The organism is Pseudoalteromonas atlantica (assembly GCA_007988745.1).
In the GTDB taxonomy this organism is placed as follows: Bacteria; Pseudomonadota; Gammaproteobacteria; order Enterobacterales; family Alteromonadaceae; genus Pseudoalteromonas; species Pseudoalteromonas atlantica.
Window position 1 is genome coordinate 188,968 of record BJUT01000001.1, and the last position, 16,448, is coordinate 205,415.

The window sequence follows — 16,448 nt, forward strand, 5'->3', positions numbered from 1 at the left end:
AACTTAATACACTGACAAAGCAGGCCACACATGAGTAAATTATTTCGTTTGTATAATAAAATCATGGGTAATCTATCGTATGCCGACGGATTACCTGCGTTACTTTTTCGCTTAATTTTAGCCCCCGTAATGATTATTGCGGGCTTTAATAAATTAGCCCTAAGTGGAGAAACCGACGGCTTTTTTAGCTATTTTCTTGCTGATGCAAGCGTTGTGCAATGGTTTGGCAATAGTGAATGGGGTTTAGGCTTACCATTTCCAGACTTACTTGCCTTTTTAGCAGGCTGGAGTGAATTTTTAGGCGGGTGGTTTTTACTCTTTGGGCTATTTACCCGCTTAGTAAGCATTCCGCTGATGTTTACAATGGTTGTGGCAGCAACAACTGTGCATTGGCATAATGGTTGGTTTGCTATAGCGCCATCAAACCCTACAACCAGTTCAGCTCAAGTACTTGATTGGTTATCAATTCCAGGGGCTAAAGAAAGCCTTGAAAACTCACTAGAAGTACAAGAACGTATAGGTAAAATTAGGGGCATAGTTGAAGAGCACGGATTTACTGATTACTTATATGAAAAAGGTAAACCTTCCATAATAAATAACGGTATTGAATTTTCTGCTATCTATTTTGCCATGTTACTTAGCTTGTTTTTTGTAGGTGGCGGTCGCTATGTTAGTGTTGATTATTGGCTCAGGCGTGCAGTAGTAAAAGAGTAGCAAACAAATTGGTTTAAAAAGGGCGTATAAATATTTTTTATACGCCCTTTTTGTTTGTAACGTGTGTTAAACGCATAGCGCCTCTATCGGATTTATACAGTGGTATATGAATATTGTTTACGCAGTAATGGCGCTTTTATACGAGAGAAGTAAGTAGGGTTTTAATAAAATTGATAATTAAGCAGAGTTTATTTTTTAAAGGCATAAATGGTACTCTAACGTTTTGAATTATGAGAGTACGCTATGGATGCTATTGAGCTTTTACTAACCCGCCAATCTGACGCTAAATTAACCGCCCCAGGGCCAAATTCAGAGCAGCTCGATATTATAAAGCAAGCCGCGTTACGGGTTCCTGATCACGGATGCATTGCGCCTTGGCAGTTTATTGTCGTTCAAGGTGATGCCCGCCATAAATTAGGTGAGATATACCATCAAAGCGCCGTTGCTGAGCAGCAAGAAGAAAAAGTGATTAAACGTGCAAAAGAGCTTGTGCTGCGCGCACCGATGATCATTATTGCTATTGCTAAATATCAAGCCCATCCAAAAGTGCCGCGTATTGAGCAAGTACAAAGTGCCGGTTGCAGTGTACTTGCCATGCAACAAGCCGCATTTGCACAAGGTTTAGGTGGTGTATGGCGTACAGGGTATTTTGCACAGAGCACAGCGGTAAAAAATGCCCTTAATTTAGATGAACAAGATGAAATTGTTGGGTATTTATATTTAGGCACCCCAGAGATTGAGTGCAAAAAGGCAGCTAAGCATAAACCAGATGATTACTTCACTTATTTATAATAAATAATGAACTATTGCAGTTCTGCGCAGTCATAAAGCATTAAGGTTGCTGCTGTTAGGCTCGTCCTTTTTTGATTTAGCTGTGAGAAGTGCACGGAAGCAATATAGGTTAACTTTTTCTTCTTCAGTTTGTTTTTTAATCGGTTGTTTTTTGTTAAAATATGGAAAGTCTTAATAAAAATAACGATAAAGAAGACGAAAACGATGGGAAATTTATTTTTACAAGAAAAAGAGAATTGGCTGGCATGGTCAATTTGGGGAATAGTGGGTGCTTTTATTACACTTTATGTGGCAATGAGCACGAATACTGCACATTTTATAGCTGGCTCTGCTATGGGAATGCTTGTTTTATTAACCTGGTGGATGCAGCAGTCTAAAAGGTTTGATTTTGGTCGGGCCTTTAAAATTTGTTTTTATGTGTTATTGCTTAGTGTATTACCTGCATTTTTATTTGTGGTAGTACCAAGTGATGATTTAAACCGTTTTGATTTAATATTTCAAAGCGTTACATTTTTAGCACTCAGTTTATTACTGTGCTTAATTTGTTCGTGGATTGCGCGCAGGCCAAAGCAATATTATTAATAGGGTAACGCGCAACCTAGGTTTTTAGCTATTTGTGGTGGTTTTTTGAACCAAATGCTGTTTTTAGCTAATTATTTACATTTAGGTCTTTACAAGTTGCTCAATACCCCCTATTATTCGCGCCGTACGGAGAGATGGCAGAGTGGTCGAATGCACCGGTCTTGAAAACCGGCATAGGTTTGTAGCCTATCTAGGGTTCAAATCCCTATCTCTCCACCATTATTTAAAAAAACCGCCTTATGGGCGGTTTTTTGCTTTGTGGAGTTTAATAAATGTCAAAAGAAGCAAACCTTACAACATCCCAGCGCTTAGTAAAGCATGTACTACTGTGGATTGTATTTGGCTACTGTTATCAAAGCGCGATTAATTTATTAATAAAAATGGCAGCAGATGCACAACCAGACGCAACGCTTATCACCGCCTTTGTGTATGGTATTGGCTTTAACGTATTAACTGCGCATCTTATTACTAAATACGATACGCATTGGCCTGTTATTGGCGCAGCTTTTATTGCTTTAGTTGGTTTAGTATTAGTTCCATTGGTGCTGTTTGGCAGTGGCGGTTTACTAGCGTGGCCATTGCTTGTTGGATTTTTATTCAGTTTACCCCTCTGTAGCTACATAGTTGGCAAAATTAAGGTAAAACACAGTAAAAACTAGCCCCAAACCGGTTTTATTTTATGTTAGCATGTACGCGTCTTTTAACTAACAAAACGTGAAAAACACATTATGTCAGATAATTTTACTACAGATGCTGAAAAAGCAAGTTACGGTATTGGCTTACAAATGGGTGAGCAACTTAAGTCTAACCCTTTTGAAGGCTTAAACCTAAATTCAGTATTTGAAGGCATGAAAGATGCGTACGCTGGTAGCGCTTTTCAAGTTGAGATCCCTGAGATCCAAGCTGCATTTGAAAAAATTAACGAAGAGATCCAAGCGCGTCGTGAAGAAGAAGCAAAAGTACTTTCTGCTGAAGGTATTGCATTCTTAGAAGAAAACGCTAAGCGTCCTGAAATCACTGTTACCGAGTCTGGTTTACAATACGAAGTACTAGCAACAGGCGAAGGCGAAAAGCCAACTGCTGAGTCTACAGTACGTGTTGATTACCACGGTACATTAATTAACGGTACAGTATTTGATAGCTCTTACGAGCGCGGTCAACCAGCTGAATTCCCAGTAGGTGGCGTGATCAAAGGTTGGACTGAAGCTTTACAAATGATGCCAGTAGGCACTAAATGGCGTATTTACGTTCCTCATGAGCTTGCTTATGGTGAACGTGGCGCAGGTGCTGCAATTGCACCTTTCTCAACGCTTGTATTTGACGTTGAGCTACACGAAATCCTTTCTTAATTTAGTTATTAAGTCAGTATTTAAAAAGCCGTGGTCTTGACCGCGGCTTTTTTGTGTCTTGTGGTTTTATACCAAGCTTTAAAAACGTTAATAATTTAGGCCTATCCGCATAATTAAGTGAGTTATTTTGGGGGAAAGATAAACTTGCTACCTGCGCTACAAACGCTATTACAACAAGTAAATAACCTAGTTAATTAAATGAGTAGGCATAAAAAAACCGCATATAAAATGCGGCTTTAAAAGTAACTAAATAAATGCCAAAGCGTTATTAAAAATAACCTCTAATACCAAAGCGGAAGTTTCTACCTGGTAGTGGGGCTTTATCTTTTATAAACGAGCTGTGAACAAAGCCAAGTTCGTCTGTAATGTTATCTACATTTAAGTATAGCTGCGTATCTATAGCGCCTAAACTTAACTGATAATTAGCTTGAGCATCAACAATTGTGTAGCCATCGGTTTTAGTTTCATAGGCGTTAATATTATCTTGCTCAAAGTAGTGCGTACCTGTGAGTGTTAGTTGTAAATCGCCTACATTGTATTGTAATTCAGATCCTAATTTATTTGCTGGTATGCGCGGCAAGTTACCTTCGTCGTCTTTTAGCTTAGCGCGTGTTGAATCACCAAATACTTTAACCATGGCATTAGGGTCAATTTGATAGTGTACATCAAATTCTACACCGTAGAGTTCAGCATCTTTGCTGGCAAATTGATATACGGCAACCGCATCATCATGAGCGCCAATTGCAGACTCTAAACCATCTTCTTCGTCGTAAACTAATCCAGTATTTTGTTGATAATAAAAGTTTTTAATATCGTTATAGAAAAAGTTAACTGTGTAACCAAAGTCACCGCTAAAACGTCTAAAGCTAAAATCTAAATTGGTCGATTTTTCTTGTTTAATGTCTTCTGGCTCAAAGTGAACCTCGTTATCTTCAATATGATAGCCAAGGCCTAGCTCGTAAGTACCTGTAGCAATGTGTAATCCGTTTGATAAAAGCTCAGCAGAAAGGGGCGCACGCTCAGAGTGAGATAAGCTAAGTGCTACGCTTTGCCCTGGTGTGTATTGCCAAATAGCACCGGCAGAGGCGCTTACATTAGTAAAGCTTTCACTGTATGCAATGCTTTCTTCTTCGCCTTCGTCATGATCTTCTTCTTCATCGTGATCATGTGCGTGCTCGCTTTCGGTAATTGTGCTTGTTATTTCGTAATCTTCGATACGCGCACCAAGCTCGAGTGTAACATCACCAAATTCACGTTCTTCAAGTAGGTATAACGCATGTGTAGTGGTCACACTTGCAGGAGTAAATGCTTCTTCGCCAATTGCGTCGTAGTCCGATTCGCTATAATGATAGCCCATCATACCGTGCCACTGCGCTAACTTGTGCTCTACATTTAAGCGTGCTTCGGTTGTTTCATTTTTAAAGGTGGTGCCAATTGCACCGTCTTCAATTTCACTGTGTTTGTAATCAGTGTAGCCAACACGAAGATTAATATTTTCAATCCAGTTATTATCAAGCGCATAGCTTATAAGGCCTTGCCAACGATCTTGCTCTAGATGTGCATAAACAGACTCTTCTTCCTCTTCATCTGCGTGGTCATCGTGTTCTTCTTCGGTTTCACCTTCATGGTCATGATCATGATGCTCATGCCCAGGAATACCGTAATCGGTTTCAATGCTACCGTAAGAAAAGCCAACCGTTAAATGATCGCCCACATAACTCGTACCTACATTAAATGTGTCGCTATCAATAAAAGTGTTTTCTACAGAGTTATGAGTTTCAACATCACCATCTTCATCTGTAATGTTAAATGTAGGCGTTTCATAGTCATCGCCGCTGCGTTTAGTCCCATCAAAATGAAAGTTAAATCCGTCATTTCCTGTTTCTAGTTTTGCAGCCACGGTATTTGAGTTAGAAACCGTGTCATGGCTGTATTCAGCAGCACCGGTTAAATCATCTAAATTGCTCGTTGGAATACGGTTATCAACCACATTTACCACACCACCTATTGCGCCTGAGCCATAAAGTAGGGTGCTTGGTCCGCGCAGTACTTCAATTTGTTCCGCTGCTAAGCTGTCGCTTGAGGTTGCATGGTCAGGACCAATGCGCGATGCATCGCTGGCATCTAAACCGTTTTGGGTAATTTTAACGCGAGGGCCATCTAAACCACGGATAATAGGGCTTGATGATACCGGACCAAAGTAACTGGCATTAACTCCTGGTAAGCCCTTTAGTGTTTCGCCAAGGGTCGCTTTTGATTTGTTTTTAAGCTCATCACCTGATAAAACGCTAACCGGCGAAATCATTTCTAAGCTATTTTTATGCAGTGCAGAGGCATATACAACAACGGTTTCTACCGAGGTAGGGGTAAGCGACACCGTTACATTGTTTGAGTTTTCATTTACCGCAATACGCGAGTCTATAAAGTTGTCTTTACTTACATGCAATTGACTTTGAGAGTCTACATCAATAGAAAATTCGCCCTGTGCGTTGGTTTTTACACCTTGGTCTTTACCATGTACGTGTACAGCTGCGTTTTCAATAGGTTGGTTTTTATCGTCTGTTATTTTACCGGTAACGGTAGCAGCAAGTGCTGAATGAGAACATAAAACAGAAAAAACTGCAGAGGAAATTAATGTTAACTTTGTCATTATCTTAAAGGTTCGCGGTTACTATGTTGTGATATAATATAACACCGCATTTTTGACTTATCAACAATGTTATACTATAGCTTAATGTTTTTCGATGAATAAACACGCAAATAAGATAAGTTGTTTAAGAGCGGCTATCAAGCATAATTATATTAAGCTTATGTTGTGCTCTAATTTGTTTTTTTACATCGATAGGTTCTATCATTTCGCATTCATCACGTATCATTTCTGAGACCAGGCTTGGATAATGGCGGCAATCTTCTGGCCTATCTAGGTAAATGCTGCAGGTATACATTGTTTTATGGGAGGGCTCTTTTTTGGGCGCTATTTCTAAAAAGGGGCAAGTGGAGAGTCGCATTTGCGTTTTTGGATCAAACCAAATTTCATCATCTTTAACATATTGATAAATCTCTGGGTTAAACAGTGCCCACATTTCAATTTCTTGTACGGTTGCACTTAAATCGCCCCCACCGTATTTAATACAGCATTTACCGCATTGGTTGCACTCTTTCATTTTTAGCCAGTATATTAGGTGTCCATTTGTTCCTCAGTGTATCACTGTAACTAACGTGGATTACTTTTTTATATATAATTTTAAAACCACACTTTTATTTCCAACCCGCTATCTATTATTAATGTATTATTACACCTAAATAATTAGCCGTTCTAATAAGATTAGGGCGCCTCTAAATAGTTAGTTTAGTGACCAGTTAAGGATAGTTCCTGATGATGAACACCAAAGTATATAAAGCAGTACATGATTTAGCAGAGCAACTGATGGAAGCTGCAAATAGAAACGACCGTAAAAGATTTGAATTATTATTTTCTAGGCTCAAAGCTATTTGTGAAGAAAACGAGAATACTTCAAAAGATCACCCTGTACAGTGGGAAACCTTAGCTGACTTTACCGAAGAACTTGAAGAGGCAATTACCGCATATGAAAAAGCGCTACAGAAGTCGGTTGCAATCAATAATAAAGATCATATGTCGTCGGTTGCTTATTCAATGGCCACTCTACAAATAGAGCTTGGACAAACAAACGAAGCGATTAAAAGCCTAAAAAATGCCAAGGTAAGCGCTAATAAAATTGAAGATAAAGCGCTTAAAGCCGAAATACACGACCTACTAGAGTCACTTATTGAAGAAGAAGGCTAAATACATAACTTATCCATATTAAATGTGATTCTTGTGGATTTGGCTTAAGCTTAATAAAGCGCTGATGGTTTATACCCTCAGTGCTTTTTTATGTTCGCTATAAATACTAAACCAAAAGAAAAGGCTTACTATTGAGCTAGCTTATTCATAAAATCAACAATGTACTTTGCAATTTCTACTGGTTTTTCTTTAACACTAAAGTGTCCTGAATCGAGTAAATGTAGTTCAGCGTTCGGTACATCTTTTAAGTATGCTTTAGCGCCTGCGGCTATAAACGCAGGGTCGTTTTTACCTCATACAATTAACGTTGGGGGTTGGTAATTGCGTAAATAAGCTTGCCATTTTGGATAGTCGAGAAGGTTGTTGTAGTAATCTTGTAGCAATTGTACTTGAATTACTCTATCGGATTTGGTTTGTAAAAAGTGAAGAACGTGAGTCCAGCTATCTGGGCTCGTCACTTCTGGGTTACTTTGTACGTATCATAAATATTGCTTATTTATAATGGCTTTATTAGACGTGAATGAATAAATTTATCCCTCTGAGCTTGTGTTTTCTGCTCATTCGCGGCTTTAAAAAACGCTTGCCTCGGTAGGGTTAGCCCTACTAAATACGCATTGCCATTTTGTACAATAAGTGCATCAAGTCTAATTGGGTTACTTAACAACATGCTAAAGCCCACAGGTGCTCCAAAGTCTTGTATATATAGGCCGTAGCGCCTTACTTTAAGCGTTGTTAGTAACTCTTCAAGTATTGAGCCAGAAAATCAAAAGTATATTTTTGAGTTTCTGGGTTTGAGCGTGCGTTATAACCAGAACCTAAATAATCAGGCGCTATTACGTGTTAGCGCCCAGACAAAGAGGAATTAGTTCACGGTAGCTATGTGACGATGATGGATAACCATGTAATAAAATAATAGTTTGTTTATGTTGTGTACCAGCTTCTCGATAGACGATTTTTTTTACCATTTACATTTGCATATTTGTAAGTGGTTTTTGAAGGCCATACAGCATCAGCGGCATACACTTAGGCGGTTAGTGTAGACATAGAAACTAGTAAAAACACAATGAATGAAATGATGTGAGCAGGTTTTATTTTAAAGTTTTTTTGTATATCTGGGTGCATAAGTAAACTCGTTATTTTTGGTAATGACGCTTTATTAATTTACCAGACCTGTTATTTACACAATTATATTCAGTTAATAGTGTTCACGTTATTATAACTAATAGGAATACAGTAATAGTATGTGTGATTTTAGAACGTACTATCAAGTATGCAGTAGGTTAGGGCGTCAGCTCTTTATTGGCAGCTTTTTTGCATTTGAAATAACTTATTAAATAAACCGCTATTGGAATAGTTGGGCTTAGTAAAACATGGGGGTTATAATAGACGTCTCGTTCGCCATAAAAACAAAAATATAATACTGCGGCGAGTATTGAGGGTAGGGGAAAGATGATTGCACCGTGCCCAAAAGCAGCAAAAATTGTCCACGAAAAAACACTAGGCCAAAGCACTGCTCTAATATAGGCTCCTTTATTTGTTGATTTCGCGGTTTTAGCGTAATTACGCGCAATAAAGTAAGATATTACTGTTGGAAATAAAATTAAAACGACGTTCAGTAGTATAAGTATAAGCACAGTGATTCAATTCCTTTTGATATTATTTTTATAGTCAGTTTTTTACAACAAGACCTTAGTCAGATTTAGTTAACTCAGTTTTTAAAGCAGTGATTTGCTCAACCTCATCTGCTGTTAATGCTTGATATAACCTAGGATAAGACCAGCCATAGCCCCACCTAAACGTGGTTGGTATAAAAGGGCTTCCACCAATACGTACCCCAGCAAGCATGAGATTAGCTATATGTATCTCGCCTACATCAGCAACACACTGCTGTAATACTTTATCTGCTTTTAAACGTTCCTCGTACGTACCACCTTGCCAATAGGCATAGTCATGCGCTGTGCAGCACGCTAACCAGAGCTTTTTATGATGTATGGTCCCATCAGGGAATGAGCTACACCCATCTGATGTAAAGGGTTTTATATTTTCAGCATTAGCTGTACCAGAAAGTAAAATTAGTAAAAGGCTTGCACATAAACGCATTGTGTTAATACTCAAATTCACGTATGTAAGGTTAAATTTATACATAAGTGTTTTAGCTACGATTTTAGTTACAAATAATAACAGTTTTTTAAGTATAAAGAAGACGTCTAACTATCTAGGAACTGTTTATTTTTCTATGTTGAAATTATTAGCATAGAGTTTGGTTTTAAGGTAAACCACGCCTATTCTATGAGCTTACTCCCTGTACATGGCAAATACGCGCTGTCTTTAAATTAAACCGAAGAGTGATTAACATTTTTAAATTTTAAAAAAGAGATTCGTTAATTTACTTTTGTTACAATTGAGTTGTTGGCTTACAACACTTATACAATGTTAAGTTAGTATTTTGGAGAAAGGACATGCTCGAACAAATAGAACAATGGATTGATGCAACAAATATTAAATATAAAACCCAAAGAATTAGTTGTGAGAAATTTGCTCGTGAGTTTGCAGGGTTTTATCCTGTCGAATTTTTAAAAAATGCCTTTTACGTTATTGTCGATGAAATACCCAAACCTAACTTTCCTTTTTTGCGTGAAATGGGATTAGACGATTTTATTGACATGGATGCCGCAGGTACTACATACAAAAACACTTATTACATGCTTCCTTACGTAGCTGATAATTTAGCTGTACATTTTCATGAACTTGTTCACGTAGCCCAATGGAGTGAACTTGGCGCCGAGGCTTTTATGTTACGTTACTTAACCGAAATTCAGCAGGTTGGTTATGCAGCTGCGCCACTTGAAGTAATGGCGTATGGTCTTGATAAGCACTTTACAAATAATGGCAATAAAATAAACGTGCCTGAACACGTGGTTCAAGCGTTGTAGTTAATTAACATTTTCAAAGGATTGCATATGACACGCTTTACTGTTTTTTTACTGAGCTTACTTAGTGTAAATGCCTATGCGGCATCGTTTGATGACGATATTGTGGCTGCATTACTTGAAAGAACAACACATAACGTTACCTACGATGGGTCTTATCGCTCTATTGGCTATCCTGGTGGTGATGTACCTGAGAATGTAGGTGTGTGCACCGATGTAATAATTAGAAGTTACAGAAAGTTAGGCATCGATTTACAGAAACTCGTGCATGAAGACATGCAAAATAACTTTACACTGTATCCATCTAAACGTATTTGGGGTTTAAATAAGCCTGATAAAAATATAGACCACCGAAGAGTGCCTAACTTACAAACCTACTTTAAAAGACAGGGTCGTGCGTTAGTGTTATCTGATAGCCCTGAAGAGTATAAAACAGGTGATATAGTGACTTGGATGTTACCGGGTAACCTGCCACATATAGGGATGGTAGTTAATGAGCGTTCAGTACAAACTGGCAATCCATTAATTGTACATAACATTGGGCGTGGGGCAGAAAAAACCGATATGCTTTTTGATTATAAAGTCACGGGGCACTACCGGTTTGAACCACAGTATTTGAATAAAACGCAGTAAATTTATTTTAAATTAATACTTATATTACCGTTTGGCTTACAACAGCACAGCAGTATTTCTCCCTCGCGTACAAACGCTAAAGGCTCTTCGTTATAGTGCACTTGGCCAGAGACTAACGTGGCTCTGCACGCGCCACAATAACCTTCGCGGCATTGATACGCTACGTCTATTTTTTGGTTTTCTAAGCAATGTAAAACAGAAGGGCAGCCAGTGCTAAACTCTATACACTGGCTGTTATCTGCAAGCGTTATACTTGCAGTGGGTTTGTCACTCATTATAAATCAAAGTCACCAAATTCTGAGGCATCTACTTGTGAGTCAATTTGACCTACAAGGTATGAGCTAATTTCAGCTTCTTGCGGTGCAACTTGCACATTGTCAGAGACAAGCCATGAGTTGATCCATGGAATTGGGTTACTGTTGTTTTCAAATTGCGCAGGCAGGCCAATGGCGGTCATACGTGCGTTGGTGATGTATTCAACATACTGACATAAAATGTGTTTGTTTAAACCAATCATAGAGCCATCTTTGAATAAGTACTCTGCCCATTCTTTTTCTTGCTCTGCGGCTTCAACAAACATTTTAATGGCTTCTTCACGGCACTGCGCGGCAACAATCGCCATTTCAGGGTCGTCTTTACCATCTTGCATAATGTTCAAAATATGCTGCGTACCCGACAGGTGAAGTGCTTCATCACGTGCTATTAGCTTGATGATTTTAGCGTTACCTTCCATTAATTCACGCTCAGCAAAGGCAAACGAACACGCAAAGCTGACATAAAAACGAATGGCTTCAAGAATATTTACCGACATCATGGCAAGGTAAAGTTTCTTTTTAAGATCAAATAAGCTAATCACAACGGTTTGACCGTTAATTTCGTGCTTGCCTTCGCCATACAGGTTATAGAGCGACACGCCATTGATTAAATCATCGTAGTAGGTGGTTACCGCATCAGCACGTTCGCTAATTTTTTCGTTACTTACTATGTCATCAAAAATAAGTTCTGGTGACTGTGTAACGTTACGAATAATGTGGGTGTAAGAGCGACTGTGAATAGTTTCACTAAATGCCCATGTTTCTATCCATGTTTCTAGCTCAGGAATAGACACAATAGGAAGTAGGGCAACGTTTGGCGAGCGGCCTTGTACACTATCAAGCAGCGTTTGATATTTTAAGTTACTTAAAAATATGTGCTTTTCGTGCTCTGGTAATGCTTGAAAGTCTAAACGGTCTTTACTTACGTCTACTTCTTCTGGACGCCAAAAAAACGAAAGTTGCTTTTCAATCAATTTTTCAAAAATAGGGTATTTTTGTTGATCGTAACGCGAAACGTTAACGGTTTGGCCAAAAAACATCGGCTCTTGCATTTGATCATTATGGTTACGACTAAAAGTAGTATAAGACATGTCTATCACTCAAAAAACTATCACTAAAACTATCAGGACAAAGCGGGCAAAGAGCCCGCTTTAAGTTTAACTATTAAATTTTACACGCGCCGCCTGCACAATCATCATCTTCCACTTCTGGAGTGTCGTCTTGTGCATCTGATGCGCCATCGCGGGTGTTATGGTAGTAAAGTGTTTTAACACCAAGCTTGTATGCACCTAGTAAGTCTTTTAATAAGACTTTCATAGGTACTTTACCGCCTTCGTATTTGTTTGGATCATAATTAGTATTGGCCGAAATAGTTTGGTCAATAAACTTTTGCATTATGCCCACTAACTGTAAGTAACCATCGTTTGATGGAATATCCCACAGTAGCTCGTAGTTATCTTTTAAGCGTTCGTACTCAGGAACTACTTGTTTTAAAATACCGTCTTTACTTGCTTTAACGCTAATGTGACCACGTGGTGGCTCAATACCGTTAGTTGCGTTAGAGATTTGCGACGATGTTTCTGAAGGCATTAATGCGCTAAGTGTTGAGTTACGCATGCCGTGCTCTTTAATGCTGGCACGTAATGAATCCCAATCTAAGTGCAGTGGCTCATCACAAATTTTATCTAAGTCACGTTTGTACGTATCAGTTGGCATAATACCTTGAGAGTACGTTGTTTCGTTAAACTTAGGACACGCGCCACGCTCTTTAGCCAGCTCGTTTGATGCCTTCATTAGGTAGTATTGAATTGCTTCAAACGTTTTGTGAGTCAGTGCATTAGCACTGCCATCTGAGTAACGCTTACCATTTTTAGCAAGGTAGTAAGCGTAGTTAATTACGCCTATTCCTAACGTACGACGGCCCATAGTGGCATTACGTGCAGCCGGTACTGGGTAGTCTTGGAAATCAAGTAGGTTATCAAGTGCACGTACTGCAAGCTCTGCAAGCTCTTCAAGTTCATCAAGTGACTCAATAGCGCCTAGGTTAAATGCAGATAGCGTACAAAGTGCAATTTCGCCTTCTTCATCGTTTACGTTATTTAACGGCTTAGTTGGCAATGCAATTTCTAAACATAAGTTAGATTGGCGAATTGGCGCAACTTTAGAAATAAACGGGCTGTGCGTATTACAGTGATCCACGTTTTGTAAATAAATACGACCTGTGCTGGCACGCTCTTGTGCGAACATTGAGAAAAGCTCAATCGCTTTAATACGCTTTTTACGAATAGACTCGTCTTGCTCGTATTTTACGTATAACGCGTCAAACTCGTCTTGGTCTTCAAAGAATGCATCGTAAAGGCCAGGCACATCTGATGGGCTAAATAATGTAATGTAGTCGTCTTTAATTAAACGAGAATACATTAGTTTATTAAACTGTACGCCGTAATCTAAATGACGAACACGGTTATCATCAACACCACGGTTATTTTTAAGTACTAGTAGGTTTTCTACTTCTAAATGCCAAAGCGGGTAGAATAACGTTGCAGCACCGCCACGTACACCACCTTGCGAGCAGCTTTTAACTGCTGTTTGAAAGTGCTTATAAAAAGGAATACAACCTGTGTGGTACGCCTCACCATTACGGATATGGCTACCTAATGCACGAATACGGCCGGCGTTAATACCAATACCTGCACGTTGTGAAACGTACTTAACAATGGCAGATGATGTGGCGTTAATTGAATCAAGGCTGTCGCCACATTCAATAAGTACACACGAGCTAAACTGACGCGTAGGTGTACGCACACCCGACATAATTGGCGTAGGTAAGGAGATTTTAAACGTTGATACTGCATCGTAAAAACGTTTGATGTAGTCAGTACGCGTTTCGCGCGGGTAGTCAGAAAATAAACTCGCAGCCACTAAGATATATAAAAACTGAGCGCTTTCGTAAATCTCACCCGTTACTCGGTTTTGTACCAGGTATTTACCTTCAAGCTGCTTTACTGCTGCGTAGCTAAAGTTAAGATCGCGCGAATGATCAAGATAAGCATCTAGCTCGTCAAGCTCTTGTTCTGTGTAATCAACAAGTAAGTGAGCGTCGTAGCGTTTGTCTTCAACCATTTTTGTAACATGGTCAAATAAACGTGGTGGCTCAAACTGGCCATACGCTTTTTTACGTAAGTGGAATACAGCTAAGCGGGCAGCTAAGTACTGGTAGTCAGGCGACTCTTTTGAAATTTGATCGGCTGCTGCTTTAATGATGGTTTCGTGAATGTCTTTTGTACGAATACCGTCGTAAAATTGAATGTGTGACTTTAATTCAACCTGTGAAACCGATACGTTGTTTAAACCTTCGGCGGCCCATTCAATAACGCGATGGATCTTATCAAGATCTAAAGGCTCTTTACGCCCGTCACGCTTGCTTACAGATAACTGTTGGTTCATAGCTTTGCCTGTATTCCTTGGGAATTGTGTATTTTGACCAATGCTTTATACCTCGCCAAAGCAAGGTACGTATTCATTTATTATAAGTTTCACCGTATTGGCGAATTTAATTGAATAACATTTGGCCACAATATCTGGTGTTGTTCAATTTAGAGATCACAAGATAGTGTGGTCTGAGCTGATTTGCAAGGGACATAATTGCCCCTATTTGTGGATAACTTTGGGATAACGTATTTGTGTTAGTAGTCACTCACCTTCGAACAATCATTTAAGTTGAAATAGCTAAAAATCAACTAATGATCTGCTAAATTTACGCATTTTGAAAATAAATTTCGACTGCTTTTTTTATCATCAAGCTTTGCATAAAAACTAACACAATCACAATATATAGTGTTTAAAAATTTACATGACACTATATATGGTTAAAAGCATCAATGGGGCTGTGCCAGTTAAAATCGGCTTCCCAGCCCTTGGCCTCATCAATACTTGGTATATAGCCCCAAAGCGCTGTTGCTGTGTGCATACCTGCGGCTTTACCTGCTTCTATATCACGTTGAGCATCACCTATGTATAAGCAACGTTTAGGATCTACGTTCATCAGTTTTGTACAGTGTAGTAAGGGTAAAGGTGATGGTTTAGCCTCGGTGAGCGTATCGCCACTGATCACAACGTGTGCATTTTTTAAAGCGGGTATAGCAGCCACTAATGGATCGGTTAAAAAACCGGGCTTATTAGTCATTATTCCCCATTTTATACCTTGGTTCTCAAGGGCTATGAGTAATGATTCTATGCCTTCAAAGCAGCGGGTGTGTGTCGCTAGGTTTTGGCTGTAGTGGCTGACTAACTGTTTTATACGTTCAGTTTGAGCTTGCGATGCCCATTGCGCTTTAAAGCCAAGTTCAAGCAATGCGCCGGTGCCATTAGACGCTACTTTTCTATACGCTTCAGGCGTAACTTGCGCAACACCTTCACTTTTAAGTACAGCATTTAAAGCAGCACCTAAATCGTCTGCCGTATCAAGCAAGGTGCCATCTAAATCAAATAAGAAAGCGTCGTACTCAAAAGGAGTTAAGGGGGTATGAGAGCTAGCCATTACGCTAACTTCTCAAAATGAAGAATATAATTAACACTCACATCTGTATTTAGTGAATACTGCTTAGAAAGCGGGTTGTAGCCCAGGCCAGCACTGGCACGTACTTTTAAACCGGCTTGTTCAGCCCATGCAATAAGTTGTGCAGGTTTGATAAATTTGTTGTGATCGTGTGTGCCCTCAGGCACCATTTTTAACAGCTTTTCAGCACCTACAATAGCAAACAAGTAAGCTTTAGGCGTTTTATTTAGGGTTGAGAAAAAAACATCAGCCCCTGGCTTGGCAAGCTCTGCGACTGCATGAATAATAGAAGCAGGGTCAGGTACGTGCTCTAGCATTTCCATACAGGTTATTACATCAAAGCGAGCAGGGTGCTGGGTTGCAAATTCTTCTGCAGGTACTTTTATATAGTCAATATTTACACCGGTTTCTAGGCTATGAAGCTTTGCTACGGTGAGTGGCTCTTGGCCCATGTCTATACCGGTTACGTGTGCGCCCATGCGTGCCATGCTTTCGCTAAGAATGCCGCCACCACAGCCTACATCGAGTGTTTCTTTATCAAATAAGCCTTGGGTTTTGTTAGCCACAAAGTCTAATCGTAATGGGTTAATTTCGTGAAGAGGTTTAAACTCTCCGTCTTGGTCCCACCATCGCTCTGCAATGGCTTCAAATTTTGCTATTTCTGCGTTATCTACATTTTGATGTTCGGTCATAAAATACTTCCTCGTCAATCTGAGGCCATTATATAGGGCTAAATTGATAAATCGCAAAGTTTTGCGCCTGTAAATTTAA

Annotated in this window: 17 protein-coding genes and 1 tRNA gene; 9 read left to right on the top strand and 9 right to left on the bottom strand. The window is 39.3% G+C overall.

The annotated features are described in order from the left end of the window. The first annotated feature begins 30 nt into the window (after positions 1–30). The 6 genes from PAT01_RS00815 to PAT01_RS00840 all read left to right on the top strand — a co-directional run bounded on the left by PAT01_RS00815 (position 31) and on the right by PAT01_RS00840 (position 3,437). Positions 31–714 (top strand): HvfX family Cu-binding RiPP maturation protein, encoded by a 684-nt coding sequence (locus tag PAT01_RS00815; protein ID WP_054982447.1) that lies wholly within the window; start codon positions 31–33, stop codon positions 712–714. 243 nt (positions 715–957) lie between these two features. Further along, the gene (locus tag PAT01_RS00820; protein WP_004587853.1) at positions 958–1,506 is read left to right on the top strand and encodes an NAD(P)H nitroreductase; all 549 of its coding nucleotides are present in this window, start codon (positions 958–960) and stop codon (positions 1,504–1,506) included. A gap of 204 nt (positions 1,507–1,710) precedes the next feature. Continuing rightward, complete coding sequence (locus PAT01_RS00825; RefSeq protein WP_024034084.1) at positions 1,711–2,088, top strand: hypothetical protein; 378 nt, start codon at positions 1,711–1,713, stop codon at positions 2,086–2,088. A 128-nt stretch (positions 2,089–2,216) separates the two neighbouring features. After that, positions 2,217–2,307 (top strand) — tRNA-Ser (locus PAT01_RS00830). A gap of 53 nt (positions 2,308–2,360) precedes the next feature. Beyond that, complete coding sequence (locus PAT01_RS00835) at positions 2,361–2,747, top strand: hypothetical protein (RefSeq protein ID WP_029772511.1); 387 nt, start codon at positions 2,361–2,363, stop codon at positions 2,745–2,747. A gap of 69 nt (positions 2,748–2,816) precedes the next feature. Continuing rightward, complete coding sequence (locus PAT01_RS00840) at positions 2,817–3,437, top strand: BamJ family beta-barrel-assembly machinery protein (RefSeq protein ID WP_004587856.1); 621 nt, start codon at positions 2,817–2,819, stop codon at positions 3,435–3,437. A 268-nt stretch (positions 3,438–3,705) separates the two neighbouring features. On the opposite strand, the gene PAT01_RS00845 is transcribed toward PAT01_RS00840, so the two are convergent. Together PAT01_RS00845 and PAT01_RS00850 are read right to left on the bottom strand one after the other, a co-directional pair. Continuing rightward, the gene (locus PAT01_RS00845; RefSeq protein ID WP_154944408.1) at positions 3,706–6,087 is read right to left on the bottom strand and encodes a TonB-dependent receptor; all 2,382 of its coding nucleotides are present in this window, start codon (positions 6,085–6,087) and stop codon (positions 3,706–3,708) included. A 124-nt stretch (positions 6,088–6,211) separates the two neighbouring features. After that, positions 6,212–6,601 carry a YkgJ family cysteine cluster protein gene (locus PAT01_RS00850; protein WP_138578125.1) on the bottom strand — a complete coding sequence of 130 codons (390 nt, stop codon included), beginning with the start codon at positions 6,599–6,601 and terminating at the stop codon, positions 6,212–6,214. 212 nt (positions 6,602–6,813) lie between these two features. Between PAT01_RS00850 and PAT01_RS00855 the strand changes: the two genes are divergently transcribed. Beyond that, positions 6,814–7,242 carry a tetratricopeptide repeat protein gene (locus tag PAT01_RS00855; RefSeq protein ID WP_138578123.1) on the top strand — a complete coding sequence of 143 codons (429 nt, stop codon included), beginning with the start codon at positions 6,814–6,816 and terminating at the stop codon, positions 7,240–7,242. Between the two features lie 496 nt (positions 7,243–7,738). Here PAT01_RS00855 and PAT01_RS20190 read toward each other — a convergent pair whose 3' ends face one another. Together PAT01_RS20190 and PAT01_RS00865 are read right to left on the bottom strand one after the other, a co-directional pair. Continuing rightward, positions 7,739–7,909, bottom strand: a complete 171-nt coding sequence (locus PAT01_RS20190; RefSeq protein WP_288635997.1) for a hypothetical protein — start codon at positions 7,907–7,909, stop codon at positions 7,739–7,741. 1,022 nt (positions 7,910–8,931) lie between these two features. Then, positions 8,932–9,357: a hypothetical protein gene (locus PAT01_RS00865; protein ID WP_404820997.1), complete on the bottom strand. Its 426-nt coding sequence runs from the start codon at positions 9,355–9,357 to the stop codon at positions 8,932–8,934. 344 nt (positions 9,358–9,701) lie between these two features. Here PAT01_RS00865 and PAT01_RS00870 point away from each other — a divergent pair, with 344 nt between their 5' ends. Continuing rightward, positions 9,702–10,175 (top strand): hypothetical protein, encoded by a 474-nt coding sequence (locus tag PAT01_RS00870; RefSeq protein WP_138578121.1) that lies wholly within the window; start codon positions 9,702–9,704, stop codon positions 10,173–10,175. Between the two features lie 27 nt (positions 10,176–10,202). Further along, entirely contained in the window at positions 10,203–10,805 is a 603-nt protein-coding gene (locus PAT01_RS00875; RefSeq protein ID WP_138578119.1) for a DUF1287 domain-containing protein, read from the top strand. 2 nt (positions 10,806–10,807) lie between these two features. Here PAT01_RS00875 and yfaE read toward each other — a convergent pair whose 3' ends face one another. The 5 genes from yfaE to ubiG form a co-directional block, all read right to left on the bottom strand. After that, a complete protein-coding gene (yfaE, locus tag PAT01_RS00880) occupies positions 10,808–11,080 on the bottom strand; it encodes a class I ribonucleotide reductase maintenance protein YfaE (protein WP_004587862.1) in 273 nt (90 codons plus the stop codon). Continuing rightward, the gene (gene nrdB, locus PAT01_RS00885) at positions 11,080–12,210 is read right to left on the bottom strand and encodes a class Ia ribonucleoside-diphosphate reductase subunit beta (RefSeq protein WP_004587863.1); all 1,131 of its coding nucleotides are present in this window, start codon (positions 12,208–12,210) and stop codon (positions 11,080–11,082) included. The genes yfaE and nrdB overlap by 1 nt, the downstream gene beginning before the upstream one ends. Before the next feature lie 73 nt (positions 12,211–12,283). Next, the gene (nrdA, locus tag PAT01_RS00890) at positions 12,284–14,566 is read right to left on the bottom strand and encodes a class 1a ribonucleoside-diphosphate reductase subunit alpha (RefSeq protein WP_054982452.1); all 2,283 of its coding nucleotides are present in this window, start codon (positions 14,564–14,566) and stop codon (positions 12,284–12,286) included. Between the two features lie 412 nt (positions 14,567–14,978). Then, positions 14,979–15,659, bottom strand: a complete 681-nt coding sequence (locus PAT01_RS00895; protein WP_138578117.1) for an HAD family hydrolase — start codon at positions 15,657–15,659, stop codon at positions 14,979–14,981. Then, positions 15,659–16,369, bottom strand: a complete 711-nt coding sequence (ubiG, locus tag PAT01_RS00900; protein WP_138578115.1) for a bifunctional 2-polyprenyl-6-hydroxyphenol methylase/3-demethylubiquinol 3-O-methyltransferase UbiG — start codon at positions 16,367–16,369, stop codon at positions 15,659–15,661. The genes PAT01_RS00895 and ubiG overlap by 1 nt, the downstream gene beginning before the upstream one ends. Positions 16,370–16,448: the final 79 nt, after the last annotated feature.

What these genes read in the sequence shown, in the direction of transcription:
- yfaE (WP_004587862.1), bottom strand. Translation starts at nt 11,080, where the DNA reads ATGAGTGACAAACCCACTGCAAGTATAACGCTTGCAGATAACAGCCAG.
- PAT01_RS00840 (WP_004587856.1), top strand. Translation starts at nt 2,817, where the DNA reads ATGTCAGATAATTTTACTACAGATGCTGAAAAAGCAAGTTACGGTATT.
- PAT01_RS00845 (WP_154944408.1), bottom strand. Translation starts at nt 6,087, where the DNA reads ATGACAAAGTTAACATTAATTTCCTCTGCAGTTTTTTCTGTTTTATGT.
- PAT01_RS00870 (WP_138578121.1), top strand. Translation starts at nt 9,702, where the DNA reads ATGCTCGAACAAATAGAACAATGGATTGATGCAACAAATATTAAATAT.
- PAT01_RS00875 (WP_138578119.1), top strand. Translation starts at nt 10,203, where the DNA reads ATGACACGCTTTACTGTTTTTTTACTGAGCTTACTTAGTGTAAATGCC.
- PAT01_RS00820 (WP_004587853.1), top strand. Translation starts at nt 958, where the DNA reads ATGGATGCTATTGAGCTTTTACTAACCCGCCAATCTGACGCTAAATTA.
- PAT01_RS00850 (WP_138578125.1), bottom strand. Translation starts at nt 6,601, where the DNA reads ATGAAAGAGTGCAACCAATGCGGTAAATGCTGTATTAAATACGGTGGG.
- PAT01_RS00895 (WP_138578117.1), bottom strand. Translation starts at nt 15,659, where the DNA reads ATGGCTAGCTCTCATACCCCCTTAACTCCTTTTGAGTACGACGCTTTC.
- ubiG (WP_138578115.1), bottom strand. Translation starts at nt 16,369, where the DNA reads ATGACCGAACATCAAAATGTAGATAACGCAGAAATAGCAAAATTTGAA.
- PAT01_RS00815 (WP_054982447.1), top strand. Translation starts at nt 31, where the DNA reads ATGAGTAAATTATTTCGTTTGTATAATAAAATCATGGGTAATCTATCG.
- PAT01_RS00825 (WP_024034084.1), top strand. Translation starts at nt 1,711, where the DNA reads ATGGGAAATTTATTTTTACAAGAAAAAGAGAATTGGCTGGCATGGTCA.
- nrdB (WP_004587863.1), bottom strand. Translation starts at nt 12,210, where the DNA reads ATGTCTTATACTACTTTTAGTCGTAACCATAATGATCAAATGCAAGAG.
- nrdA (WP_054982452.1), bottom strand. Translation starts at nt 14,566, where the DNA reads ATGAACCAACAGTTATCTGTAAGCAAGCGTGACGGGCGTAAAGAGCCT.
- PAT01_RS00835 (WP_029772511.1), top strand. Translation starts at nt 2,361, where the DNA reads ATGTCAAAAGAAGCAAACCTTACAACATCCCAGCGCTTAGTAAAGCAT.
- PAT01_RS20190 (WP_288635997.1), bottom strand. Translation starts at nt 7,909, where the DNA reads ATGTTGTTAAGTAACCCAATTAGACTTGATGCACTTATTGTACAAAAT.
- PAT01_RS00855 (WP_138578123.1), top strand. Translation starts at nt 6,814, where the DNA reads ATGATGAACACCAAAGTATATAAAGCAGTACATGATTTAGCAGAGCAA.